The 22,193-nt window shown below is 66.3% G+C and carries 28 protein-coding genes; 21 read left to right on the top strand and 7 right to left on the bottom strand.

Annotated elements, in window-relative coordinates:
- Positions 1-148 precede the first annotated feature (148 nt).
- From IE224_RS14750 to cysE, 13 genes are all read left to right on the top strand, one after another.
- Positions 149-766 carry a head-tail connector protein gene (locus IE224_RS14750; protein WP_191311411.1) on the top strand — a complete coding sequence of 206 codons (618 nt, stop codon included), beginning with the start codon at positions 149-151 and terminating at the stop codon, positions 764-766.
- A complete protein-coding gene (locus tag IE224_RS14755) occupies positions 763-1,101 on the top strand; it encodes a head-tail adaptor protein (RefSeq protein ID WP_191311413.1) in 339 nt (112 codons plus the stop codon). Before IE224_RS14750 ends, IE224_RS14755 begins: the two co-directional genes overlap by 4 nt.
- Positions 1,098-1,517, top strand: a complete 420-nt coding sequence (locus tag IE224_RS14760) for a DUF3168 domain-containing protein (RefSeq protein ID WP_167621748.1) — start codon at positions 1,098-1,100, stop codon at positions 1,515-1,517. The genes IE224_RS14755 and IE224_RS14760 overlap by 4 nt, the downstream gene beginning before the upstream one ends.
- Before the next feature lie 12 nt (positions 1,518-1,529).
- Entirely contained in the window at positions 1,530-1,946 is a 417-nt protein-coding gene (locus tag IE224_RS14765; protein ID WP_167621749.1) for a phage major tail protein, TP901-1 family, read from the top strand.
- Positions 1,943-2,257 (top strand): gene transfer agent family protein, encoded by a 315-nt coding sequence (locus tag IE224_RS14770; RefSeq protein WP_191311415.1) that lies wholly within the window; start codon positions 1,943-1,945, stop codon positions 2,255-2,257. Before IE224_RS14765 ends, IE224_RS14770 begins: the two co-directional genes overlap by 4 nt.
- Entirely contained in the window at positions 2,254-2,457 is a 204-nt protein-coding gene (locus IE224_RS14775) for a rcc01693 family protein (RefSeq protein WP_167621751.1), read from the top strand. The genes IE224_RS14770 and IE224_RS14775 overlap by 4 nt, the downstream gene beginning before the upstream one ends.
- 12 nt (positions 2,458-2,469) lie before the next feature.
- Positions 2,470-3,126, top strand: coding sequence for an RcGTA-type gene transfer agent tail tape measure protein (locus tag IE224_RS14780; RefSeq protein ID WP_191311417.1), 657 nt, complete (start codon positions 2,470-2,472; stop codon positions 3,124-3,126).
- 13 nt (positions 3,127-3,139) lie between these two features.
- Positions 3,140-3,772, top strand: a complete 633-nt coding sequence (locus IE224_RS14785; protein ID WP_191311419.1) for a DUF2460 domain-containing protein — start codon at positions 3,140-3,142, stop codon at positions 3,770-3,772.
- Positions 3,769-4,602: a phage/gene transfer agent baseplate hub protein gene (locus IE224_RS14790; protein WP_191311421.1), complete on the top strand. Its 834-nt coding sequence runs from the start codon at positions 3,769-3,771 to the stop codon at positions 4,600-4,602. Before IE224_RS14785 ends, IE224_RS14790 begins: the two co-directional genes overlap by 4 nt.
- The gene (locus IE224_RS14795; protein ID WP_191311423.1) at positions 4,595-5,023 is read left to right on the top strand and encodes an NlpC/P60 family protein; all 429 of its coding nucleotides are present in this window, start codon (positions 4,595-4,597) and stop codon (positions 5,021-5,023) included. Before IE224_RS14790 ends, IE224_RS14795 begins: the two co-directional genes overlap by 8 nt.
- A gap of 21 nt (positions 5,024-5,044) precedes the next feature.
- Entirely contained in the window at positions 5,045-8,929 is a 3,885-nt protein-coding gene (locus IE224_RS14800) for a baseplate multidomain protein megatron (RefSeq protein WP_191311425.1), read from the top strand.
- Entirely contained in the window at positions 8,919-9,629 is a 711-nt protein-coding gene (locus IE224_RS14805; protein ID WP_191311427.1) for a DUF2793 domain-containing protein, read from the top strand. The genes IE224_RS14800 and IE224_RS14805 overlap by 11 nt, the downstream gene beginning before the upstream one ends.
- 66 nt (positions 9,630-9,695) lie before the next feature.
- Positions 9,696-10,526, top strand: coding sequence for a serine O-acetyltransferase (gene cysE, locus IE224_RS14810; RefSeq protein ID WP_167621758.1), 831 nt, complete (start codon positions 9,696-9,698; stop codon positions 10,524-10,526).
- Here the strand turns inward: cysE and IE224_RS14815 are convergent.
- Both IE224_RS14815 and IE224_RS14820 read right to left on the bottom strand, forming a co-directional pair.
- Positions 10,517-11,581, bottom strand: coding sequence for a quinone-dependent dihydroorotate dehydrogenase (locus tag IE224_RS14815; RefSeq protein ID WP_191311429.1), 1,065 nt, complete (start codon positions 11,579-11,581; stop codon positions 10,517-10,519). The genes cysE and IE224_RS14815 overlap by 10 nt on opposite strands.
- Positions 11,578-11,913: a DUF952 domain-containing protein gene (locus IE224_RS14820; RefSeq protein ID WP_191311483.1), complete on the bottom strand. Its 336-nt coding sequence runs from the start codon at positions 11,911-11,913 to the stop codon at positions 11,578-11,580. The genes IE224_RS14815 and IE224_RS14820 overlap by 4 nt, the downstream gene beginning before the upstream one ends.
- A gap of 117 nt (positions 11,914-12,030) precedes the next feature.
- On the opposite strand from IE224_RS14820, the gene IE224_RS14825 reads away from it, so the two are divergent.
- A complete protein-coding gene (locus IE224_RS14825; RefSeq protein WP_191311432.1) occupies positions 12,031-13,632 on the top strand; it encodes a bifunctional metallophosphatase/5'-nucleotidase in 1,602 nt (533 codons plus the stop codon).
- 27 nt (positions 13,633-13,659) lie between these two features.
- On the opposite strand, the gene IE224_RS14830 is transcribed toward IE224_RS14825, so the two are convergent.
- The 3 genes from IE224_RS14830 to hisB all read right to left on the bottom strand — a co-directional run bounded on the left by IE224_RS14830 (position 13,660) and on the right by hisB (position 16,142).
- Positions 13,660-14,802, bottom strand: coding sequence for a Hint domain-containing protein (locus IE224_RS14830; RefSeq protein WP_191311434.1), 1,143 nt, complete (start codon positions 14,800-14,802; stop codon positions 13,660-13,662).
- Between the two features lie 123 nt (positions 14,803-14,925).
- On the bottom strand, positions 14,926-15,555 hold the full coding sequence (gene hisH, locus IE224_RS14835) for an imidazole glycerol phosphate synthase subunit HisH (protein ID WP_191311436.1): 630 nt from the start codon (positions 15,553-15,555) through the stop codon (positions 14,926-14,928).
- Entirely contained in the window at positions 15,555-16,142 is a 588-nt protein-coding gene (gene hisB / locus IE224_RS14840) for an imidazoleglycerol-phosphate dehydratase HisB (protein ID WP_191311438.1), read from the bottom strand. Before hisB ends, hisH begins: the two co-directional genes overlap by 1 nt.
- 117 nt (positions 16,143-16,259) lie before the next feature.
- Between hisB and IE224_RS14845 the strand changes: the two genes are divergently transcribed.
- Genes IE224_RS14845 through IE224_RS14855 form a run of 3 tightly spaced genes read left to right on the top strand, consistent with a single transcriptional unit; the run spans position 16,260 to position 17,472 of the window.
- Entirely contained in the window at positions 16,260-16,748 is a 489-nt protein-coding gene (locus tag IE224_RS14845; RefSeq protein ID WP_191311440.1) for a hypothetical protein, read from the top strand.
- Positions 16,748-17,110 (top strand): cell division protein ZapA, encoded by a 363-nt coding sequence (locus IE224_RS14850; protein ID WP_191311442.1) that lies wholly within the window; start codon positions 16,748-16,750, stop codon positions 17,108-17,110. Before IE224_RS14845 ends, IE224_RS14850 begins: the two co-directional genes overlap by 1 nt.
- Positions 17,111-17,145: 35 nt before the next feature.
- Positions 17,146-17,472, top strand: coding sequence for a hypothetical protein (locus tag IE224_RS14855; RefSeq protein WP_191311444.1), 327 nt, complete (start codon positions 17,146-17,148; stop codon positions 17,470-17,472).
- On the opposite strand, the gene IE224_RS14860 is transcribed toward IE224_RS14855, so the two are convergent.
- On the bottom strand, positions 17,450-18,223 hold the full coding sequence (locus IE224_RS14860) for an alpha/beta fold hydrolase (protein WP_191311446.1): 774 nt from the start codon (positions 18,221-18,223) through the stop codon (positions 17,450-17,452). The two genes, IE224_RS14855 and IE224_RS14860, sit on opposite strands and share 23 nt — an antisense overlap.
- 55 nt (positions 18,224-18,278) lie before the next feature.
- Here IE224_RS14860 and IE224_RS14865 point away from each other — a divergent pair, with 55 nt between their 5' ends.
- Both IE224_RS14865 and IE224_RS14870 read left to right on the top strand, forming a co-directional pair.
- A complete protein-coding gene (locus IE224_RS14865; protein ID WP_191311448.1) occupies positions 18,279-18,677 on the top strand; it encodes a hypothetical protein in 399 nt (132 codons plus the stop codon).
- Between the two features lie 96 nt (positions 18,678-18,773).
- On the top strand, positions 18,774-19,958 hold the full coding sequence (locus IE224_RS14870; RefSeq protein ID WP_191311450.1) for an MFS transporter: 1,185 nt from the start codon (positions 18,774-18,776) through the stop codon (positions 19,956-19,958).
- Here IE224_RS14870 and IE224_RS14875 read toward each other — a convergent pair.
- A complete protein-coding gene (locus IE224_RS14875) occupies positions 19,879-20,640 on the bottom strand; it encodes a DUF599 domain-containing protein (protein ID WP_167621770.1) in 762 nt (253 codons plus the stop codon). The genes IE224_RS14870 and IE224_RS14875 overlap by 80 nt on opposite strands.
- A gap of 168 nt (positions 20,641-20,808) precedes the next feature.
- Between IE224_RS14875 and IE224_RS14880 the strand changes: the two genes are divergently transcribed.
- Positions 20,809-21,261 (top strand): Hsp20 family protein, encoded by a 453-nt coding sequence (locus tag IE224_RS14880; protein ID WP_191311452.1) that lies wholly within the window; start codon positions 20,809-20,811, stop codon positions 21,259-21,261.
- Positions 21,262-21,431: 170 nt separating this feature from the next.
- A complete protein-coding gene (modA, locus tag IE224_RS14885) occupies positions 21,432-22,193 on the top strand; it encodes a molybdate ABC transporter substrate-binding protein (protein WP_191311454.1) in 762 nt (253 codons plus the stop codon).

A 22,193-nucleotide genomic window follows, 5' to 3' on the forward strand; every position in this document is an offset into this window, starting at 1 on the left:
CGCTGGCCATTCCGGCTTTGCAACTGTCCGCGCGCGCTTATGGCCGGCGCGCGGGCGCGGTCTTTCCCGACTTGATGCGACGGCAAGGCCCAAGGGCGGCCTTGTCCCGGTGGATGACAAGCGGACAGCAGGACGGGAGGTTCGCGAGATGATGCTGATCGAGGAAACGGCGCCGGCAGCCGAGGCGCTGCCTGTCGCGGCGCTGCGCGAGCATCTGCGGCTTGGAACAGGGTTCGAGATTGCAGACGACACGGCGGAAGACATGGCCCTGGCAGGGTTCCTGCGGGCCGCGATCGCGACGATCGAGGCGCGGACCGGAAAGGTCCTGCTGACGCGGCGCTTCACGATGCAACTGGACGACTGGCGCGACCGGCTGGGCCAGACGCTGCCCCTGGCGCCCGTGACGCAGGTCGAGAAGGTCGAGATCGACGACGGCATGGGCACAGTGACTGAGGTTCCGCAGGAGAACTGGCGCCTTCTGCCGCACGGGCAGCGGCCGATGATCCTGCCGACCGGGGTGATCCTGCCGCATGTTCCCCGGCGTGGGACAGTCAGCGTGACCTTTGTCGCGGGCTTCGGCGATAGCTGGTCGCAGGTTCCGGCGGATCTGGCGCAGGCGGTTCTGATGCTGGCCGCGCGTTATTACGAGGATCGCGGACATGACGGCACGAAGGGCGGGATGCCCTTCGGGGTCAGCGCGCTGATCGAGCGCTGGCGTCAGGTCCGGACGCTGGCCGGGCGCGGCGGCCGCGAGGCACGGCGATGAGCGTGCCGAACCTGAATGTCCGGCTGGAACTGGAAGGCTCGGTTCGCCAGGGGGACGGAATGGGCGGATATCGCACCGTCTGGCAGCGGATCGGTACCCTGTGGGCCGAGATGAAGGCCGGCGCCGGCCAGGAACGCGGGGCCCAGGTCGCACCGGAAAGCGTGGTGTCCTGGCGGATCACGGTACGGGGCGCGAGGGCCGGTGATCCCCGGCGTCCTGCGGCTGGCCAGAGGATGCGGATGGGACAGCGCCTGTTCGTCATCGAAGCCGTGGCCGAGCGTGATGGGGCGGGCCATTGGCTGACCTGCTTTGCCCGAGAGGAGGCCCAGGCATGAGTTATGCAGCAAGCGTCGCCCTGCAGGGGGCGGTGTATCAGCATCTGCGTGCCGATGCGGCGCTGAGCGACCTGGTAGGCGATGCGATCTTCGACGCGATGCCTGTCGATGCGCCTTCGGGCGTCTTTGTCTCGCTTGGTCCCGAGGATGTGCGGGATGCCGGGGACATGACGGCGGCGGCGTCGCAGCACGATTTCGTCGTGTCGGTCCTGTCGGGCGCGGACCTGGGCGCGGGCTTTGCGGCGGTCAAGGCCGCAGCCGTGGCGGTGGCCGACGCCTTGGACCAGGCCCCCCTGGCGCTGAGCCGGGGGCGGCTGACGGGTTTGTGGTTCCAACGCGCAAGGGCGCGTCGGGTGGAAAACGGTGCTGCGCGGCGGGTCGATCTGACCTTCCGGGCGCGGATAGATCTGGGCTGAGGAGTAGAGCCAATGGCGGCACAGAATGGACGCGATCTTCTGATCAAGATGGACATGACCGGCGACGGGGCGTTCGAGACGATTGCCGGGCTGCGCGCCTCGCGCCTGTCGTTCAACGCCGAGACGGTCGATGTGACCAGCCTGGAAAGCGAAGGCGGCTGGCGCGAGCTTCTGGGCGGGGCCGGGGTCCGCAGCGCATCAATCTCGGGATCGGGCGTTTTCCGCGACGCCAATACCGACGGGCGGGCGCGCCAGATCTTCTTTGACGGAGAAGTGCCGCGCTTCCAGGTGGTGATCCCGGACTTCGGCACGGTGGAAGGCCCGTTCCAGATCACTGCGCTGGAATATGCCGGCAGCTATAACGGCGAGGCGACATATGAGGTGACGATGGCCTCGGCCGGGGCCTTGGCCTTCGTGGCGCTGCCATGACGAACCCGTTGCGCGGTGAGGTCGAGGTTGTGCTGGACGGCACGCCTTACGTCGCACGGCTGACATTGGGCGCCTTGGCCGAACTGGAACACGACCTGGGCGCAGACAGTCTGATGGCCATTGCCGCGCGCTTCGAGGCAGGCCGCTTCAGCAGCCGCGACGTGCTGGCGGTGCTGGTGGCGGGCCTTCGCGGCGGCGGCTGGCGCGGCACGGCGGCGGACCTTCTGACGGTCGAGATCGGCGGCGGTCCGGTCGCGGCGGGCCGTGCCGCGGCCGAGCTTCTGGCGCGGGCGTTCCGGATTGCGGCATGAGCGGGGGCCTGGACTGGCCCGGCCTGATGCGGGCCGGGATGCGCGGGCTGGGGCTGCGCCCGGACCAGTTCTGGGCGCTGACCCCTGCCGAACTGGCGCTGATGCTGGGCGTCGAGGCGGGGCCGCCCGCCATGACACGCGACCGGCTGGCGGAACTGGCCGCGCGCTTTCCCGACCGCCCGCGTGACACTTCTGGATAAGGGGCAAGGCTTATGGCCAACAAGGACGGTTTCACCACGACATTGGACGAGCTTGACCAAGGCTTCGGCCAGACCAGCCGCATGACCGCCTCATTCGAGGCAGAATTGGAGCGGCTGCGGCAATCCATGACGGTCACTGCCCGCGAGGTCGGCTCGCTCAGTTCCGGCATCGAGGGGGGGCTGCGACGGGCCTTCGACAACCTGATCTTCGACGGCGAGAAGCTGTCGGACGCGCTGAAGGGCATCGGGCGGTCGATTGCGGACACGGTCTTTTCCATGGCGATGAAGCCGGTCGAGAATGCGCTTGCCGGTTCCTTGGCCCAGGGGATCGGCGGAATGCTGTCGGGCGCGGTGCCCTTCGCCGATGGCGGGGCCTTCGTGCAGGGGCGCGTCATGCCCTTTGCCAAGGGCGGAGTCGTCAGCCAGCCTACGCATTTCCCGATGCGCGGCGCCACCGGCCTGATGGGCGAGGCTGGCCCCGAGGCGATCATGCCGCTGCGCCGCGGCGCGGACGGTCGGCTGGGCGTGGCGGCCGCAGGTGGCGGGTCGCGGGCGGTCAACGTGACGGTCAACGTCTCGACCCCCGATGTCGCGGGCTTCCAACGCAGCCAGTCGCAGATCGCGGCGCAACTGGGCCGGGTTCTGGCCCGCGGCGAACGCAACAGCTGAAACAGGGACGGCAATGGCATTTCACGAGGTAAGATTTCCCGCGAACCTGTCCTTCGGATCGGTGGGCGGGCCGGAACGACGCACCGAGATCGTCGCGCTTGCCAGCGGGTTCGAGGAACGCAACACGCCTTGGGCCCATGCACGGCGCCGCTATGACGCGGGGATGGGCCTGCGGTCGCTGGACGACCTGTCGGCCTTGGTTGCATTCTTCGAGGCGCGGGCGGGGCAGCTGCATGGGTTCCGCTGGAAGGACTGGTCCGACTACAAAAGCTGCCTTCCGTCGCGTGCGCCGTCCTTCGGCGATCAGGTCATTGCGAAGGGTGACGGCGCGACGAAAGTCTTTCAGCTGACCAAGACCTATTCATCTGGGCCTGGCCACTATACCCGGCCGATCAACAAGCCGGTCAAGGACAGCGTCCGCGCGGGAATCGGTGGCAGCGAAGTGTTCCTCGGCGCCCACTATCAGGTCGATCACGCCAAGGGGCTGATCACCTTCAGCGACGCCCCCGATCCAGGAGCCGAGGTAACAGCCGGCTATGATTTCGACGTTCCTGTCCGCTTCGATACCGACCGGATCGCCGTCTCGGTTGCGTCCTTCCAGGCAGGCGAGATGCCTGCGATCCCGGTGATCGAGGTGCGGGTATGACGGTCACGACAATCGCACGCGCCTGGATGGTGCGCCGTGGCGACGGGATGGTTCTGGGATTTACCGATCATGACGCCGCGCTGACCTTTGGCGGGATAACCTTCCGGCCCGATCACGGCATGTCGGCCCGCGCCCTGGTTCAGGCGACGGGACTGTCGGTCGACAATTCCGAGGCCGAAGGCGCGCTGTCTGATGATTCCATCACGGAGAAAGATGTCCTTGCAGGCCGGTGGGATGGTGCCGAGGTCAAGATGTGGGAAGTCGACTGGGCAGATGTCGCCCGCCGCCGCCTGGTCTTCGCCGGCAGCCTGGGCGAGATTGCTCGCTCGCAGGGCGCCTTCCGCGCCGAACTGCGCGGTCTGTCCGAGCCGCTTAACATGGCGCGCGGGCGTGTTTTCCATCCGCGCTGCTCGGCCCGGTTGGGCGACGGCCGCTGCAAGCTGGCGCTGACGGGTGAGACATTCGTGGCCGAGGCCCGGATCACAACCATCGAGGACGGGCGCATCCTGCGCTTTGCCAATTTTCCGGTCTACGAGGCCGGCTGGTTCGAAAGGGGCAGCCTGAATGTCCTGAGCGGCGAAGCCGATGGGCTGAGAGCCACGATCAAGAACGATACCGCATTGCCGGGCGGGCTGCGCGAGATCGAGTTGTGGCAGGGCCTGGGCATCACGCCGGCGGCAGCGGACCGGGTGCGGCTTGTGGCGGGCTGCGACAAGCGTGCCGCGACTTGCCGCGAGAAGTTCGGCAATTTTGTCAACTTCCGCGGCTTTCCGCATCTTCCGTCCGAGGATTGGATCATGGCGCCGCAAGCGGGATATCGTCATGGTTGAGGATGTGGTGAGCCTCGCGCGCGGGTGGATCGGCACGCCCTATCAGCACCAGGCCAGCACCAAGGGCGTCGCTTGCGACTGCCTGGGCCTGATCCGCGGCATCTGGCGTGAACGATACGGCGCCGAACCGGAGGCGCCGCCATCCTATACGCCTGACTGGGGCGAGGGCGGCGGACATGAAGTCCTGATGGAGGCCGCGCTGCGCCATCTTGTTCCCGTGGCGCGCGAAGATGCGATGCGGCCGGGGGACGTGCTGCTGTTCCGGATGCGCGCCGGAGCGGTTGCCAAGCACCTTGGCATCCTGTGCGAGGCGGGCGAGGCGCCGAGGTTCATCCATGCCTATAACGCGCATGGCGTCATCGACAGCCCGTTGACGACGCCCTGGCAGAACCGGATCGCTGGCCGGTTCCGTTTTCCCTGAATTCAGACTTAGGAGGCCATCATGGCGACCATCGTGCTGTCCGCCGTAGGCGCGTCGATTGGCGGAAGCTTCGGCGGCGCGGTTCTGGGCCTGTCGGGTGCCGTGATCGGCCGCGCGGTTGGTGCGACCGTTGGACGGGTCATCGACCAGCGGCTGCTGGGCAGCGGCTCGAAGGCCGTCGAAACCGGCCGGATCGACCGGCTGCGCCTGCAGACTGCGGGCGAGGGTGCGCCCATTCCTCGCATCTGGGGCCAGATGCGGCTGCCGGGGCACGTCATCTGGGCCTCGCCGCTTGAGGAGATTGCGCGGTCCGAGGATGCGGGCGGTGGCAAGGGAACGCCGCGGTCCACCGTCACCCAGATCAGCTATCGCCTGTCGGTGGCCCTTGCACTGTGCGAGGGCCGGATCCTGGGGGTCGGCCGCGTCTGGGCGGATGGTGAGGAAATCTCGGCGGATGACCTGAACATGCGCGTCTACAACGGCGACGAGGATCAGCGCCCTGACCCTGCAGTCGAAGCGCATGAGGGCGATATGGCGCCGGCCTATCGCGGGCTGGCCTATGTCGTGCTGGAAGACCTGAACCTCGAGGCCTGGGGCAACCGCATGCCGCAGCTAAGCTTTGAGGTCACGTCGCCTGCGCAGGACGGAAGCGGTCTGTGCCGCGATGTGCGGGCAGTGGCGCTGATTCCGGGCACCGGCGAGTATTCCTTGGCGACCACCGCGGTCAATCAGGATCTGGGCCTGGGCGAGTTGCGCACGACGAACGTCAACACGCCAATGGGCGGCACGGATTTCACGGCCTCGATGAACATCCTGGGGCGCGAACTGCCCAATGTCGGTTCGGTGTCGCTTGTTGTGTCCTGGTTCGGAAGCGACTTGCGGATCAACCGCTGCACGGTCCAGCCGAAGGTCGAGCAGAAGGAGATCGACGGGTCCGAGATGCCCTGGTCCGTCGCCGGGATCGACCGACAGGCTGCAGTCCAGGTCGCGCGGGTGAACGACCGGCCGATCTATGGCGGGACGCCTGCTGACCAATCGGTTGTCGAGGCCTTGCGGTCCATCGCCGCATCGGGGCGCAAGGCGGTGTTCTATCCTTTCATCCTGATGGAGCAACTGGCGGGCAATGGCCTGGCCGATCCCTATGGCGCGCAAGAACAGCCGGTCATGCCCTGGCGCGGCCGGGTCACCACGTCGCGTGCGCCGGGTCAGCCTGGATCCGTCGACGGGACGGCCGCTGCCCAGGCGGAGGTAGAGGCGTTCTTCGGAACGGCGGCGATCAGCGACTTCCGGCGAGAGGGTGACAAGGTCTCGTATCATGGCCCCGATCAGTGGTCCTATCGCCGCTTCATCCTGCATTACGCCCATCTTTCTGCGGCGGCCGGGGGCATCGACGCCTTCCTGATCGGGTCCGAAATGGTTGGCATGACCCAGATCCGGGGCGCAGGGAACAGCTATCCTGCCGTTCAGCAACTGTGCCGCCTGGCCGAAGATGTGCGCGCGATCCTGGGGCCTTCGGTCAAGATCGGCTATGCCGCCGACTGGTCCGAGTACTTTGGCCACCACCCCGGCGGCGGAGAGCTGTTCTTCCACCTCGATCCGCTTTGGTCGCATCCGGACATCGATTTCATCGGCATCGACAACTACATGCCGCTGTCCGACTGGCGCGACGGAGAGGATCATCTGGACGCGAAGTGGGGTCGCATCGGCAACCCCGAATACCTGGCGGGGAACGTCTGCGGCGGCGAGGGCTATGACTGGTATTACGCCAGCGATGCGGATCGGGACGCGCAGATCAGGACGCCGATTACCGACGGCGGCTATGACGAGGCCTGGGTCTGGCGCTACAAGGACCTGGCCGGGTGGTGGCAGAACCTGCATTACAACCGTCCGAAAGGCGTCCGCTCTCGTGAAGCGACGGGGTGGGTGCCCGGGTCGAAGCCGATCTGGTTCACCGAATATGGCTGCGCCGCATTGGACAAGGCCACGAACCAGCCGAACAAGTTCCTGGGCGCAATGAGTTCGGAAAGCACGTTGCCCCATTACTCCAATGGGCAGCGGGACGATGCGATCCAGGCGGCCTATATCCAGGCGGTGACCTCTTACTGGTCCAAGCCCGCCAACAATCCCGCACGGGCGGCTGGCGGCCGGATGGTGGTGCTGGACCGGGCGCATGTCTGGTGCTGGGACGCACGTCCTTACCCGGCCTTTCCGGGCAGGCCCGACCTTTGGTCGGACGGTCCGGCCTGGCAGAGGGGTCACTGGCTGAACGGGCGGGCCGGATCGGTCATGCTGGCCGCGGTCATAGCAGATATCTGCCGTGAGGCAGGCGTTTCCAACTTCGACGTAAGCGCCGTCACCGGCGTTGTTCGCGGCTTCCATGTCAACGGGGGTGAAACCGGCCGGGCCGCGCTGCAACCGATCCTGCTGGCGCATGGCATTGATGCGGTCGAACGCGACGGCTGCCTGTGCTTCATCCCGCGCGACGGGACGGTGAAGCGTGCCTTGGGGCGCGAGCATCTGGCGGTTGCAGACGAGGTTCGCGGTCTTGAAACCGTCCGGGCCGCGCAGGCGGAATTGTCGGGGCGGCTTCGGCTGACGCATGTCGAATCGGGCGGCGATTATGCCGCTGCCACAGCCGAAGCCAGCCTGGCCGACGCCCGGGGAGAAACCGTCAGCGACAGCGAGTTTCCGATGTCGCTGACCCGGGCTGAAGGCCGTGCCATCGCCGAGCGCTGGTTGGCCGAGTCAGTCGTGTCGCGTGACACGGCGCGCTTCGTCCTGCCGCCGTCCCAGGCCGATCTTGGCCCCGGCGACGTTGTCCTGATGGATGACGGCCGGGCCGAACCGAAGCGGTGGCGGATCGATCGGGCGGAAAGGGCGGGCGCCATTACGGTTGATGCCGTCCGTGTCGAGCCCGGCGTCTATCGCCAGGCCGCCGCGAACGAGGATGACGCCATTGTCACGCGCTACAGTCCGCCGCTGCCGGTCTGGTCGCTGTTCCTGGACCTTCCGCTTCTGAAAGGGGATGAGCAGCCCCATGCCCCCTATCTGGCGGCGACGGCAAAGCCTTGGCCGGGATCGGTCGTCGCCTATTCCTCGGTCGAGGACGAGGGAGGGTTCGAACTGAACACCACCTTGCGGCGCCGCGCCTTTATCGGCCGGACCGAAACGGTTCTGCATCGTGCCCGCGCTGGCGTGCTTGACCGAGGAGAGCCCTTGCGCATCCGCCTGAAGGACGGCGCCCTGCGGTCGGTCGGTCTGAAGGCTTTGCTGGCAGGAGGAAACGCCTTGGCCATCGGCGACGGGTCGCTGGAGAATTGGGAAGTCATCCAGTTCGCCAAGGCTGTCCCGGTCGAGAGAAACCTGTGGGAGATCAGCGACAGGTTGCGTGGCCAGGCTGGGACGGATGGAACCATGCCGGACGCCTGGCCGGAAGGCAGCATCGTCGTCTTGCTGGACGGAGCCGCGCAGCAGGTGAACCTGCCGCCATCGGCGAGGGGGCAAGACCGCTTCTGGCGGATCGGACCTGCGCGTCGGCCCTTCGACGATCCCAGCTATCGCGCGAAGACGACGCAGGTGCGGGGCATCGGGTTGAGGCCTTATGCGCCCTGTCACCTGCGGCTCGAGGGGCGGGCGGTCAGCTGGATCCGGCGCAGCCGCATCGATGGCGACGGCTGGGACGGGGCCGATATCCTCCTGGGCGAGGTTCAGGAGCGTTACCGGGTCCGCATCCTGCAAGGCGGCATCATCCGGCACGAGGCCGAGGTCGGGCGGCCCGACTATACACTGCCCGAGCAGGTTTGGGCTGATGCCCTTGCGGGTGGTGCTTTCACTGTGGCCGTAGCGCAGCTGTCCGACCAGTTCGGGCCCGGCCCCTTTGCCAGGAGGATTTTCAATGACCAATGAAACCATGCGCCTTCAGTTGCCTTTGCTTCAGCCTGCACAGGCCCAGAAGCATTTCACGGTGAACGAGGCGCTGATGCGCCTTGATGGCCTGACCAATGCGGTTCTGGAAAGCACGGTTGTCGCGTCACCGCCAGCGGCCGTGATCGATGGCCAATGCTGGTGGGTGCCGCAAGGGGCGACCGGCGCCTGGTCCGGCAAGGGGGGGCGAATTGCAGTCGGATCGAACGGCGGCTGGGTTTACGTCGCCCCGGCTCGCGGGATGCGGGCCTTTGTGGCTGATCGCGGGGTCGAGGCGATCTTTGACGGGCAGGGGTGGTTCATGGGCGCGGCCAGCTTTGGCCCGATGGGGTCGGGCCTTTCCTTCGGCATGGCCGAGGGCGAGGTGACGGTCGCGACGGGCGCAAGCTTCAACACCGGGATCGCCATTCCCGCCGGTTCCATGGTCATCGGGGCTGTGGCGCGTGTCACGCAGGCGCTGACCGGGACCCTGGCGACCTGGCGGCTTGGCACGGCTGATTCGACGAACCGCTTTGGCCAGGGCCTTGGCAAAGGGGCCGGATCCTGGGCACGCGGGATGCTGGGCGCGCCCATGACCTATTATGACAGCGCGAACCTGCTGATGACCGGCGAGGGGGGCGGCTTCACCGGCGGCAAGGTCAAGCTGGCCGTCCATTGGCTGCAGCTTCGCCTGCCGGACTGAGCGGCATCCTTTCACCTGCCGACCATTCGCGCTAAGAAGATCCCGAGACTGGTCTGGATCTGTGACATGAACATGCAAAGCAGCGGCAACAAGAACCTGGGACTGGATCGCGACGCGATCTGGTCGCAGCTGCGGGACGAGGCCCGGTCGGCGGTTCAGGACGAGCCGTTGCTGGGCGCGCTGATCCATGCGGGCCTTTTGCATCACCACAGCCTGGAAGGCGCCTTGGCCTATCGCTTTTCGCTCAAGCTCGCCAGCGGCGAGATGAGCGAGCAGATCCTGCGCGAGATCGCGGACCAGGCTTACCGGACTTCGCCCGAACTGGGGGATGCCGCGCGCGCCGATCTGATGGCGGTCTATGACCGCGATCCGGCCACGCATCGGTTGCTTCAGCCGATCCTGTTCTTCAAGGGGTTCCAAGCCCTGCAGGCCTATCGCATGGCGCATTGGCTGTGGCAGCAGGGGCGATGCGACATGGCCTATTTCGTCCAGATGCGCTGTTCGGAATGCTTTGGCGTGGACATCCATCCGGCGGCAATCATTGGCACCGGGGTGATGATCGACCATGCCCATTCCATCGTGATCGGGGAAACAGCGACTGTCGGCAATGACGTGTCGATGCTGCATTCCGTTACCCTTGGCGGGACAGGCAAGGAAGACGGGGATCGTCATCCGAAGATCGGGGACGGCGTGATGATCGGGGCAGGCGCGAAAGTGCTTGGCAATATCCGCGTCGGTCACCATTCGCGCATTGCGGCGGGTTCCGTCGTGCTGCACGAGGTTCCGTCATGCAAGACCGTTGCCGGGGTTCCTGCCCGTGTAATCGGCGACGCAGGCTGCCCCGAACCGTCGCAGAGCATGAACCAGTTGCTGGGCCTGGGGGAAGACTACCTTTGAGCCCAGTCGGCCGCGCCAGTGCCGCACAGGCCGTCCAACGTCGTTCCCGTTTCGCGCAGGCGTTCATCAAGGCCCCTCGCGATCCTGCCCACCAGCGAGAAGCCCTGGTAGATGAGGGCGGAGTAGATTTGGACGGCGCTGGCGCCGGCGCGGATCTTCTCCCACGCGTCATCCACCGAGGATACCCCCCCGACCCCGATGATCGGCACGGTGGCATCCGTGGCGCGGTACAGCTTTGCCAGGACGATGGTCGAGCGTTCGAACAGCGGGCGGCCGGACAATCCGCCGGCTTGGCCCGCATGGGGACCGGCAAGTCCTTCGCGCGAGAGGGTCGTGTTCGTCGCGATGATGCCGTCAACGCGGCAGTCGCTTGCGACCTTGGCAATGTCGCCAATCTCGGCGTCGGACAGGTCTGGCGCGATCTTCAGGAAGACCGGACGGTGAGACGGCAACCTGTCCCGCGCCTCGACGACGCCGCGCAGCAGGGCAGTCAGGGCATCGGCCCCCTGAAGGTCGCGCAGCCGCTCGGTATTCGGCGATGACACGTTGACGGTCAGGAAATCGGCCGAGGCTCCGGCGACGTCCACAACGGCCGCGAAATCTGCCGCCCGGTCCGCGCTGTCCTTGTTCGCCCCGATGTTCAGTCCCACCGGAATGCCCCGGGGTCGCCCGGCCAGCCGGGCGGCAATCACCTGCGCGCCATCGTTGTTGAAGCCGAAGCGATTGATGATCGCCCCGTTCGGCGTCAGGCGGAACAGGCGCGGCCGGGGGTTGCCGGGCTGGGGACGCGGGGTCGCGGCGCCCAGTTCGATGAAGCCGAAACCTGCGCGCATCAGGGGCGCAACGGCCTTGCCATTCTTGTCATACCCGGCGGCCAGCCCGATCGGATTGGCCAGTTCCAGTCCCGCCAGCCTCGTCCGCAGCCTTTCCGAGGTCACCGGCTGCCCCGGCAGAGGCACAAGTCCCGCCGAAAGCGCACGGATCGACAGGTCATGCGCGCGTTCGGGATCCAGGCGATGCAGGGCGGCCAGGCCAAATCTCTCGACTAGTTTCATTCCAGTGGTCCCGTCTCATGCCCGTTCGCACCACGGCGGATGATCCGCCACCAAGTGATGTCCTGCATGGCAAGCTGGCGGTAAAGATGCGGGAACAGGTCGCCGCCGCGCGACGGTTCCCAGCGAAGATCGTCGCCAAAAGCTGAAGCATCGCAGGCAAGCAGCATCAGATCGCCCTCGCACGCGAAGTGCTTGGAGAGCGTCGTGTCAAGCTGCGTAGCGGTCGAGAAATGCACGAAGCCGTCGGCCAAATCGACCGGCGCGCCCGCCGTCGCGCCGGCGGCTTGCAGATCGTCCCATTCCGCCGGGCGGAGAACCTTGTAGATCATCATGCGCGCATTTGCAGCGGGACCGGGTTCCGGGTCAAGCGGCGGCATCGTCATTTGACCCCCGCGGAAGCTTCGGCCAATCTTCCCCTCGTCCGACCCCGGGGAAGAAAGGAATCACCGATGTCTTGTCGTTTTCTGACCGCCGTTTCGGTAGCGGCACTGTTTGCGGGCGCAGCGCAGGCCGAAACGGTGCTGCATATCCTGCACACCAACGACCTGCACAGCCGGATCGAGGCGATCAACGCCTTTGACAGCACCTGCGATGCCGAGACCATCGCCGCCGGCGAGTGCTTTGGCGGCGTGGCCCGGGTTGCGGCCAAGGTCAAGGAACTGCGCGACAGGATCACCGCCGAGGGCGGCAACGTGATCGTCCTGGATGCGGGCGACCAGTACCAGGGGTCGCTGTTCTATACGACCTACAAGGGCAAGGACGTGGTCGAGTTCATGACCGCAATCGGTTATGACGCGATGGCGGTCGGCAACCACGAATTCGACGACGGTCCCGAGGGGCTGGCGATCCTTGCGGATGGGGTGGATTTCCCGGTCCTGTCCGGCAACCTCGACTTGTCGCAGTCTAATGTGCTCAACGGCAAGGTGGACGATGTCCTCACGTTGGACATCGGCGGCGAGAAGATTGGCATCGTCTCGGCCCTTGCAATGGACACGCCGGAAACCGCCTCGCCCGGCCCCAACGTGATCTTCCAGGACGACATCGAGAGCCTGAAGGCCGATGTGCAGGAACTGACCGACCAAGGCGTGAACAAGATCATCGCCCTGACCCATGTCGGCTACCTGCGCGACCAGGACTTCGCCCGCGAGGTGCCGGGTCTGGACGCGATCATCGGCGGGCATTCCCATACGCTTCTTGGTGACATGGAGGATGCCGAAGGTCCCTATCCCACAATGATCGCTGGGCCGGACGGGACCGAGGTTCCGGTCGCAACTGCCTATGCGTATTCGAAATATCTGGGACACCTTACGCTGACCTTTGATGACGAAGGTAAGCTGATCAAGGCCGAAGGTCAGCCGATCCTGCTGGACAACTCGGTCCCCGAGGATGAGGCCATCGCGGCTCGCGTCAAGGAAATGGCCGCCCCCATCGAGGAACTGCGCCAACAGGTCGTGGCCGAAACCTCGGCCCCCATCGACGGCGACCGCAACAGCTGCCGCGCCCGCGAATGCGAGATGGGCAACTTGGTGGCCGACGCCATGCTGGACCGCGTAAAGGACCAGGGCGTCACCATCGCCATCGCCAATGGCGGCGGCCTGCGCGCCTCGATCGATCAGGGGCCGGTGACGATGGGCGAGGTTTATACCGTCCTTCCGTTCCAGAACACGCTGGCGACCTTCCAGCTGAAGGGTGCTGACGTCATCGCTGCGCTTGAGAACGGGGCCAGCCAATACGAGGAAGCGGCAGGTCGCTTTGCGCAGGTTTCGGGCCTGAAATACACCGTCGATCCCGCTGCCGAGGCGGGCAGCCGCATCAGCGACGTGATGGTGATGGGCGATGGCGATTGGCAGCCAATCGATCCGGCGGCCACCTACGGCGTCGTGTCGAACAACTACATGCGCTCGGGCGGCGACGGCTATGACGTGTTCGCGACGAACGCCCAGAATGCTTATGACTTCGGGCCTGACCTGGCCGAGGTCGTCGCCGGCTATCTGGGTGCTCAGGACGGCGCATACGAACCTGCACTTGATGGGCGCATTACCGTCAAGTGAGCAGGAAGGCCGGAATGGCTGCCGCTGTCAGAGCGGCTCGACCAGGCGCCGCTTGCCCAGGTTGCGACGCTGCCGGTCGGCCAATTGCCGCGCCTCTCGCCCGCTAAGGAATCGGCGGGCAGGGGGCGTGGCTGCCCCGGAGGCAAGTTCCGGGAACAGTGCAAAGATCTCGCGCCGGGCCGCGTCGCTGACCGCATCCAGGGTTTGGGGGCCGGTAAACAGGCTTTCGGTCCAGGCGCCGTCGGACATGACGATCTCGTGCCGGTCGAACAGCAGGTGGAAATAGGTGACGCCGCCGGGCGGCACCGTCACCTCGATCCCGGGCAGGCCTACCAGGTGCTTCGCGGCGACCAGGATCTCGCCGTCATTGAATAATCGGTGGGCAATGCGCGAGCGGACCAGAATGCGATGCTGCGGCGATACGGCCAGGTCGCGGCAGGGACATCCCTCGCCAAGCGCGCCGGCGCGGATCAGGATGGGCCGCAGGTTTGGCCGCATTTCCAACCCCTCATCGGTTACATGTGCCCCCCCTTGCCACCGCAAAGACTGGAAGCCGTGGTCCCGTGTCAGGATCCGGTCCTCCGGGCGAAGCGTCTCGACCGGGCGCGGGCCGGTGTCCGTCTCGATCAGCGAGCCCAGGACAAAGCAGGCAACCTTGGGATAGGCGATCGAAGGATAGCTGCTTCCGAAGGACGGGACGCTCACCGCCTGGTAGGAATTGGACAGGCTGAAGCTGGGAGAGGTCCCGTCAGCCCGTGGCACGGGCATCAGCAGGACGGAATAGCGGCCCCCCATTTCGGCTCCGAACCCGCCCGAGACGAGCTTGCGGGGGAAAAGGACCCGGAACTGGTCAAAGGTGCCGTCTGGGTTCCTGGTCTGGCTTTGGATGAGGGTGCTAAGATGGAAGGCAAGCTGCGTTCCTGCCGGCGTCGGTTGCGGATCGTTGCCGAATGTGAAGGCGGCCGTCAGCGTCTGGCCGGTTTCGCCCGGCGTATAGCGCCCGCTTTCGAAACGATCGTCATCGTCGCTGATCGTGATCTTTGAAAGCGTCGCGCCCGGAAGGGGGATGGCCTTGCCTAGCAGGTTGGACCATGGCGCCTGTTCGTTCGCGCCCGAAGAAACCGAGGGAATGCGCTGCGCAAGTGTCAGCACCGTAAACTGGTAATCCATACGCCCGTCGCCCTGGCTTGATGACAGCCCGTCGTTCCGGGCTTTGGACGACCGGAAACACAGCCGTCCCCAAAGGCATAGCGGCCGATGGTTAACGAAGCGTTAACAAGTGTTGCGGGCTTTTCAGGGTTGCCAGGTCAGGAAATTCGCGATCAATCGCAGTCCGACGACCTGCGATTTCTCGGGGTGGAACTGCGTCCCAACGATGTTGTCGCGCCCGATGACTGCGGTGACGTGCCCGCCGTAATCCACATGCGCCAGCAGATGCGCGGGGTCCGCCACCTTGAACTGCCAGCTATGCACGAAATAGGCGTGATCCCCCGTCGCGATCCCTGCAAGCAGGGGGTGCGGCCTGTCGATCACCAGGTCGTTCCAGCCCATATGAGGCACCTTCAGGCCGGGCGAGGCGATGGCCTGGACCTCTCCCTTGATCCAGTCCAGTCCGGCGGTCTCGCGGTATTCGTGCCCGGTCGTCGCCAGCATCTGCATTCCCACGCAAATGCCCATGAAGGGCACGCCGCGCCCAAGCACGGCCTCGCGCAGCGCCTCGGCCATGCCGTCCACCTCTCCAAGCGCGGTGCGGCAGGCGGGGAAGGCGCCGTCGCCCGGCAGGACGATGCGGTCGGCGCGGGCCGCGACCTGCGGGTCCGCCGTCACGACGATCTCGGCCCCCACGTCACGCCCCATCAGCTGGAAGGCCTTTTCGGCGGAATGCAGGTTCCCGCTGTCATAGTCGATCAGCGCGACCCGCATCACAAAGCCCCCTTGGTCGATGGCAGGACGCCCGCCATGCGCGGATCGGGCTCGACCGCCTCGCGCAGGGCGCGGGCGACGGCCTTGAAGGCGGCCTCGGCGATGTGGTGGCTGTTGATGCCGTGGATGCGGTCCACATGCAGCGTGATCCCGCCATGCGTGGACAGGGCTTGGAAGAACTCTCGCACCAACTGGGTGTCGAAGCTGCCGATCTTCTCGGTCGGGAAATCGACGTTCCAGACCAGGAAGGGCCGCGCCGACAGGTCAAGCGCCGCCCGGACCAGCGAATCGTCCATCGCCAGCAGGAAGCTGCCATAACGCCGGATGCCCTTCTTGTCGCCAAGCGCGCGGACCAGGGCCTGGCCGATGGCGATGCCCGTATCTTCGACCGTGTGGTGATCGTCCACGTGCAGGTCGCCCTTGGCGCGGATCGTCAGGTCAATCAGCGAATGCCGCGACAACTGGTCCAGCATGTGGTCGAAGAAGCCAACGCCCGTCTGGTTGTCATAGACGCCGGTGCCGTCAAGGTTCAGCGCGACCTCGATCTGCGTCTCGGCGGTGGTGCGGGTGATGGTGGCTTCGCGCATGAGGGATCCTTTCGTCGCCCGCCTTATAGGGCGCGGCGTGCGGCGCGCCAAGTCGGCAGGCTTGTCATGAGGCAGGCGCAATGCCACAACCAAGGGGACGCCACGAAAGGACCGCCGATGAGCGATATCTCTGTCAGCGAACGCCGCCTCAGTGCCGCCCTGGACCGCATAGACCAGTTCCTTGACCGCGGCGGCGTGGTCGCCGCCGGCTCTGGCTCGGATCTCCGGGCCGAGCTTGAGGCGGCGCAGGCGCAGATCGATGCGCTGACCGAGCGTCTGGGACAGGATGACATGGCCGATCAGGCCGTCCGCCTTGCCGCGGCCAATGACGAGCTTGCGGCCGCCAACCGCGCGCTGATCGAAGCCGCGGCCGAAGGCAACAATGCGGTCGAGGCCGTGAGCCAGGCGCTGGAGGCCGAGATCGAGGCCCTGCGCGCCGCCCGCGCCGCCGAGGCTGCCCAGCTTGGTGCCCTGATGGCCGAGGTCGAGCGCCTGCTGGGCGGAGACTTGGCCACCAGCCCCACCGTCACCACCCCCGAGATCGCGGGCGATGCAGGAGGCGTGCCGGAAACCCGGGACGGCCACATGACCGAGGAGAACCGCTGATGGCCGAGGTCGATTTTACCATCGGGCACAAGGAATACCGTCTGGCCGCACAGGACGGCGAGGAAAGGCTGCTGCAGCGCGCCGCCGCCCTTCTGGACGCCGAGGCCCAGCACATCCTGGCGCAGGCGGGCCGCACGCCCGAGCCGCGCCTGCTGCTGCTCGCCGGGCTGATGCTGGCCGACAAGGTCGCCACATTGGAGGAACGGGCCGAAAAGGCCGAGCGTCACCTGAACCGCCTGCAAGCCAATCCCACGCGGGTCGAGGTTCCGGTGATTCCCTCGGACCTCAAGGAGGCGATGGCCGAACTGGCGGCGCGCGCCGAATCATTGGCCGACCGCCTGGAAGAGCAGGGCGGCTGTTAACTGCTTCTTAAAGACCGGCATGGCAGGATCGCGCCATGCGATGCCTTGTCCTTCTGCTGATCCTTGCCGCCTGCGCCAGCCCCTCGCCCCAGATGGCGGGGGCGGTGCGCCATGACATCCGCCTGCAAGGGATCGACTTCGCCATCTTCCACAAGGAAGACCGGGCCGAGGTGATCCGCATGACATTCGTGCCCCGCCCGAAGACGCGCAACATTCCCGCACTGATGGCCGAGGCAGTTGCCCGGACAACAGGCTGCGAGGTGATCGCCTTCAGCGGAAAGGCGCTGGCGCCTGGCGATACTGGGGTCGCGCGGTTCGACCTGGATTGCTGGAACGTCCTCAGCCCTCGCCCAGGAAGCTGACCAGGATCTGGGCGACCGCTTCCGGTGCGTCGGCGTGCAGCCAGTGGCCCGCGTCCTTCACGCGGATCACACGCGCTTGGGGAAAATGCTCGCGCAGCGCAGCTTGACCGGCCTCGGACAGGTAATCCGACCACTCGCCCGCGATTTCCAGCACGGGTCCGCTGAATCCGGCTTTCGGCAGATCCTCGGGCCAGCCCAGGATCTGCCCCATCTGGTCGCGCAGCGCGGGCAGGTTCAGCCTCCAGGCCTTGGGGTCCGACTTGAGGTCCAGCGATTGCAGCAGGAAAGCCCGCACGCCCGGATCGTCCACCCGTTCGGCCAGCATCGCATCGGCCGTGCTGCGACGATCGACGGCACTCAGATCAAGCGACTCTATCGCGTCGATCAGATGTTCCTGCGTATGGCCATAGGCCACCGGCGCGATGTCCATGATCGCCAGCTTGCGCACCATGTCGGGCCGGGTCAGCGCCAGCGCCATCGCGGCCTTGCCGCCCATCGAATGGCCCACGACATCGGCCTGTCCCCCCAGATCGGCGATGACATCGGCCAGGTCACCCGCCATCGTCACATAATCGTGGACGGCATCGTGGAAGCTGTCGCCGTGGTTGCGCATGTCCACGGTGACGACGGGGCGGGCATCGGACAGCCTGCGGGCCAGGGCGCCTAGGTTGCGCCCCTGGCCGAACAGGCCATGGGCCAGCAGGATGGGCAGGCCGACCTGCGGCCCGGTGATGGTGTGATTCAGTCTCATGCGGGCGATCCTAGATCGTCTGGTGCGCCTCTGCCAGTGCGGCTAGAGTGGCGCCATGACGCGACAAGCCACAAGCCCCGATGACATCCGCGACATGGCCGACGAGGTCGCCCGCCTGATCGCCGCCCGCTTTGGCGGGGCCCGCCGGGGCGAACGGCCTCCGCTGGGCGTGATGCTGCGCCGCCGGGGCGGGGCGCTGCCGCGCCGGTTGCGCAAGCAGGCCTGGATGCTGGCCCAGGCCGACCAGCAATCCGCCCAGCCCAAGATCGCCCGCCAGCTTGACCTGTCCCGCTTGTCGCGCGCCCATCAGGCGCTTATTGCCCATCTCCAGCCATTGGGAGAGTTTTCCCGCTGGCAGGGCCGGGCTCTTGGCTTTGCGGCCTCGGTCGCCTTTGGGCTTCTGGTGCTGGCCGCGGCCGTGATCTGGATCATGCTGCGTCGCGGATACCTATAAGCATTGCATTTTGTGCAACCGAGGGTTACGCGCACCGGGCTTGCATTTGCTGCAACGCAGCATAATGTTAGGGCCAACATCCGGGAGAAAGCGCGTATGACACAGAACGGAAATCTCCGCTATGCCGTTCTGGCCCTGGCGCTTGGTGCCTTCGCCATCGGCACCTCCGAGTTCGCGGCAATGGGTCTCTTGCCCTATTTCGCGGGCGATCTGGGCATTACCGAACCCCAGGCGGGCCATGTGATCAGCGCCTATGCCCTGGGTGTCGTGATCGGTGCGCCGTTGACGTCGGTCATGGGCGCGCGGCTGCCGCGCCGCCGGTATCTTGCTGCGCTTATGGCCTTCTACGGCGTGATGAACCTGCTGGCGGCGGTCCTGCCGGGCCTTGCCGCGCTGACGGGGATGCGCTTTCTGGCAGGCCTTCCGCATGGCGGGTTCCTGGGCGTGGCGATGCTCTATGCCGCCGACGCGCTGCCGCGCGAACATCGGGCGCGGGGGGCAGCGCAGGTGGCAATGGGCCTGACCATCGCCAATGTGGTGGGCGTCCCCCTGGCCGGCTGGATGGGCCAAAGCATCGGCTGGCGTTGGGGCTTTGCCTTGCCGGGCGTGATCGCGCTGTTGTCGGCCTGGCTGATCCTGAAGGTCGCGCCCCGTGTCGGCGGCGACCCGAATGCGCGGCCCTGGGACGAGCTTCAAGCCCTGCGCAACCCGCGCGTCTTGTGGCTGCTGGCCGTGGGCGCGATCGGCTTTGGCGGGTTCTTCGCCGTTTATGCCTTCCTGACCGCCGCGATGATCGCCACCACCCAGGCCCCTTCCTATGCGATCCCCCTGGCGCTTTGCGTCTTTGGCGTCGGCGGCACGCTTGGCACATGGGTCGCGGGCCGCATGACCGAACGGCTGGGCCAGATCCGCGCAGCCTATGTCAGCCTGGCGGCGATGGCCGTCACCCAGGGCTTTGCGTCCCTGGCCGTCGGGACTTGGCAGCTGATGGTGCTGTCCTCGTTCCTGCTGGCGGCGGGCGCGGGGCTGGTGATCCCGTTGCAGACGCGGCTGATGGATGTCGCGGGCCGGGCGCAGAACATGGCCGCGGCCATGAACCACGCGGCCTTCAACGCGGCCAATGCGCTGGGGCCGTTCCTGGCCGGCATGGCGCTGACGGCGGGTTGGGGCTGGGCCTCCAGCGGCTATGTCGGCATAGGGCTTACGGCTGCGGGGGCGGTGGTGCTGACGCTGGCAGTCTGGCATGATCGGGCAAGCGCGGCGGTGGCAGACTGCGCATGATCACCTGGCGCGAGGTCGAGGCGAACTCGCGCCGCCAGGTCACGAACAGCACGACCGCCGTTCCCAGCATCAGCGCCCATGATCCGGCCAGCCAGGTCAGCGATCCAAGCGCGAAGTAAACGCTGCGCAGGCCCGCGTTGAAGCTGCGCGCGGCGGTGATGTTCAGATCCGCCGCCTGCATGGCCCGGTCGCGCGTCATCGGATCGCCCGGATCGTTCGGAACCGCCGCCATCATGATCGCGCAATACCCGAACAGGCGATGCGCCCAGACGAATTTCAGGAAGGCGTTGACGACGAAGAACATCGTCACCAGCAGCTTCAATTCCCACAGGATGCCGCCCGCGCCCTCCAGGGCCAGCTCCTCGGCCAAGCCGCGCAACTGATCCGTGTTGCCGATCAGGGCAAGGATGCCGCCGGTGGCGATCATGCAGGCCGATGCGAAGAAGGCCGTCCCTTCGCGCAGGCTGGCAAGGATGTTGCCGTCGAAGATGCGCGGATCGCGGGTGATGAAATGCAGCATCCATTCCCGGCGGAACCGCATCATCAGCACCGAGACGGACGGCTTTCCTGCTGGCGGACGCTCGGTGAACCAGCCGATCCCGAACCAGATTGCGAACAGCAGGACAAGCGCCGCAAGATCGGGCAGCGACAGCGAGGCGGGCAGGGACAAAAGCAGATCCATGCCCTGTTCTAGCCCCGATCACAGGTGGTTGAAAAGGCCGGGGCAGGGGTCTTGAACGGCCCTGTTGCGGCCCTAAATCAACCTTGCCGACGGCCAGACAGGCGTCGGCGGACCGCCCGCCCGGTTACCGGGGGGCACAGACTACATCGCTTGTGAAGGATGTGACCAATGCGCAACTTTGACCTGACCCCGCTTTATCGTGCCTCGGTCGGCTTTGACCGTCTGGCCGACGTGATGGACCGCGCCCTGTCGTCCGATGTCTCGGCGCCGACCTATCCGCCCTACAACATCGAGAAGACCGGCGACGACGCTTATCGCATCTCGATCGCCGTGGCCGGCTTTGCCGCCGACGACCTGAACGTCGAGGTTCGTGACGGCGCCGTGATCGTTTCGGCCCGCAAGGCCGAGGAAAACGACGGCCGCACCTACCTGCATCGCGGCATCGCGACCCGCGCGTTCGAACGCAAATTTACCCTTGCCGATCACGTGCGCGTAGACGGCGCCAGCCATGTCGACGGGATGCTGCATATCGACCTGGTCCGCGAGATCCCCGAGGCGCTGAAGCCCCGCCGGATCGAGATCGCGAAATCCGCGGCCAAGGTCGAGCACCTGGACGCCTGAGGCACCCGGAAGGCTTCCGCTCCGTGAAGCCGAATGCCCGTCGGTCACCCGGCGGGCATTTCCTTTGCGTCCGCCCCTTGGCTGGCAGCGGATGCCAGCGGGAAAAACCGCTTGCCCTTGGCAGCATTTCAACCGTTATATCCGAACGGACATAACCGTCGGAGTTCGCCATGCCGTCCTTGCACGCGACATTGGTCACCTGCCTTGCCCTGGCGGTTTCGCCGCTTCCGGCGATTGCCGACGATGTGACGGTCTTCGCCGCCGCCAGCCTGACCGATGCCCTTGACCGCGTGGCTCGGGAATGGTCGGCCGAGACAGGGCAGACGGCCGTCATCTCCTATGCAGGCTCGCCGGTCTTGGCCAAGCAGATCGGGGAAGGCGCCCCTGCCGACATCTTCATCTCGGCCAGTCCAGACTGGATGGACGAACTCGAGGCCTCGGGCGACATCCGGCCCGACACCCGTCGCGACCTGCTGGGCAACAGCCTGGTGCTGATCGCGCACGGAGCAGCCAGGCCGGTGACGGTGGACAAGACGCTTGACCTGCCCGCGATGCTGGACGGCGGAAAGCTGTCCATGGCCATGGTCGACAGCGTTCCTGCGGGCATCTATGGCAAGGCGGCGCTGATCCAACTGGGCCTGTGGGACAAGGTCGCACCGATGGTCGCCCAGTCGGACAACGTGCGCACCGCCCTGGCCTTCGTCGCGCGGAACGAGGCGCCGTTGGGGATCGTCTATGCAACCGATGCGGCTGCCCAGGAGAACGTGACCGTCATTGGCACCTTTCCCGCAGGCAGCCACGACCCCATCATCTATCCGGCCGCGATCACGGCGCAATCGGACAGCGATCAGGCGGAGGCTTTCCTGGACTACCTGTCCTCGGCCCCCGCGCAGGCGATCTGGCGCGACTTCGGCTTCACCGTGCCTGAATGA

This window comes from Paracoccus aerius (assembly GCF_014656455.1).
Taxonomy (GTDB): Bacteria; Pseudomonadota; Alphaproteobacteria; order Rhodobacterales; family Rhodobacteraceae; genus Paracoccus; species Paracoccus aerius.

Coding starts and splice junctions, on each gene's coding strand:
- IE224_RS14880 (WP_191311452.1), top strand. CDS start 20,809: ATGCGCAACTTTGACCTGACCCCGCTTTATCGTGCCTCGGTCGGCTTT.
- IE224_RS14750 (WP_191311411.1), top strand. CDS start 149: ATGATGCTGATCGAGGAAACGGCGCCGGCAGCCGAGGCGCTGCCTGTC.
- IE224_RS14755 (WP_191311413.1), top strand. CDS start 763: ATGAGCGTGCCGAACCTGAATGTCCGGCTGGAACTGGAAGGCTCGGTT.
- IE224_RS14790 (WP_191311421.1), top strand. CDS start 3,769: ATGACGGTCACGACAATCGCACGCGCCTGGATGGTGCGCCGTGGCGAC.
- IE224_RS14780 (WP_191311417.1), top strand. CDS start 2,470: ATGGCCAACAAGGACGGTTTCACCACGACATTGGACGAGCTTGACCAA.
- IE224_RS14785 (WP_191311419.1), top strand. CDS start 3,140: ATGGCATTTCACGAGGTAAGATTTCCCGCGAACCTGTCCTTCGGATCG.
- hisH (WP_191311436.1), bottom strand. CDS start 15,555: ATGCGGGTCGCGCTGATCGACTATGACAGCGGGAACCTGCATTCCGCC.
- IE224_RS14860 (WP_191311446.1), bottom strand. CDS start 18,223: ATGAGACTGAATCACACCATCACCGGGCCGCAGGTCGGCCTGCCCATC.
- IE224_RS14775 (WP_167621751.1), top strand. CDS start 2,254: ATGAGCGGGGGCCTGGACTGGCCCGGCCTGATGCGGGCCGGGATGCGC.
- IE224_RS14825 (WP_191311432.1), top strand. CDS start 12,031: ATGTCTTGTCGTTTTCTGACCGCCGTTTCGGTAGCGGCACTGTTTGCG.
- IE224_RS14830 (WP_191311434.1), bottom strand. CDS start 14,802: ATGGATTACCAGTTTACGGTGCTGACACTTGCGCAGCGCATTCCCTCG.
- IE224_RS14800 (WP_191311425.1), top strand. CDS start 5,045: ATGGCGACCATCGTGCTGTCCGCCGTAGGCGCGTCGATTGGCGGAAGC.
- IE224_RS14765 (WP_167621749.1), top strand. CDS start 1,530: ATGGCGGCACAGAATGGACGCGATCTTCTGATCAAGATGGACATGACC.
- IE224_RS14875 (WP_167621770.1), bottom strand. CDS start 20,640: ATGGATCTGCTTTTGTCCCTGCCCGCCTCGCTGTCGCTGCCCGATCTT.
- hisB (WP_191311438.1), bottom strand. CDS start 16,142: ATGCGCGAAGCCACCATCACCCGCACCACCGCCGAGACGCAGATCGAG.
- IE224_RS14760 (WP_167621748.1), top strand. CDS start 1,098: ATGAGTTATGCAGCAAGCGTCGCCCTGCAGGGGGCGGTGTATCAGCAT.
- modA (WP_191311454.1), top strand. CDS start 21,432: ATGCCGTCCTTGCACGCGACATTGGTCACCTGCCTTGCCCTGGCGGTT.
- IE224_RS14815 (WP_191311429.1), bottom strand. CDS start 11,581: ATGAAACTAGTCGAGAGATTTGGCCTGGCCGCCCTGCATCGCCTGGAT.
- IE224_RS14820 (WP_191311483.1), bottom strand. CDS start 11,913: ATGATGATCTACAAGGTTCTCCGCCCGGCGGAATGGGACGATCTGCAA.
- IE224_RS14795 (WP_191311423.1), top strand. CDS start 4,595: ATGGTTGAGGATGTGGTGAGCCTCGCGCGCGGGTGGATCGGCACGCCC.
- IE224_RS14855 (WP_191311444.1), top strand. CDS start 17,146: ATGCGATGCCTTGTCCTTCTGCTGATCCTTGCCGCCTGCGCCAGCCCC.
- IE224_RS14770 (WP_191311415.1), top strand. CDS start 1,943: ATGACGAACCCGTTGCGCGGTGAGGTCGAGGTTGTGCTGGACGGCACG.
- IE224_RS14845 (WP_191311440.1), top strand. CDS start 16,260: ATGAGCGATATCTCTGTCAGCGAACGCCGCCTCAGTGCCGCCCTGGAC.
- IE224_RS14870 (WP_191311450.1), top strand. CDS start 18,774: ATGACACAGAACGGAAATCTCCGCTATGCCGTTCTGGCCCTGGCGCTT.
- IE224_RS14805 (WP_191311427.1), top strand. CDS start 8,919: ATGACCAATGAAACCATGCGCCTTCAGTTGCCTTTGCTTCAGCCTGCA.
- cysE (WP_167621758.1), top strand. CDS start 9,696: ATGAACATGCAAAGCAGCGGCAACAAGAACCTGGGACTGGATCGCGAC.
- IE224_RS14850 (WP_191311442.1), top strand. CDS start 16,748: ATGGCCGAGGTCGATTTTACCATCGGGCACAAGGAATACCGTCTGGCC.
- IE224_RS14865 (WP_191311448.1), top strand. CDS start 18,279: ATGACGCGACAAGCCACAAGCCCCGATGACATCCGCGACATGGCCGAC.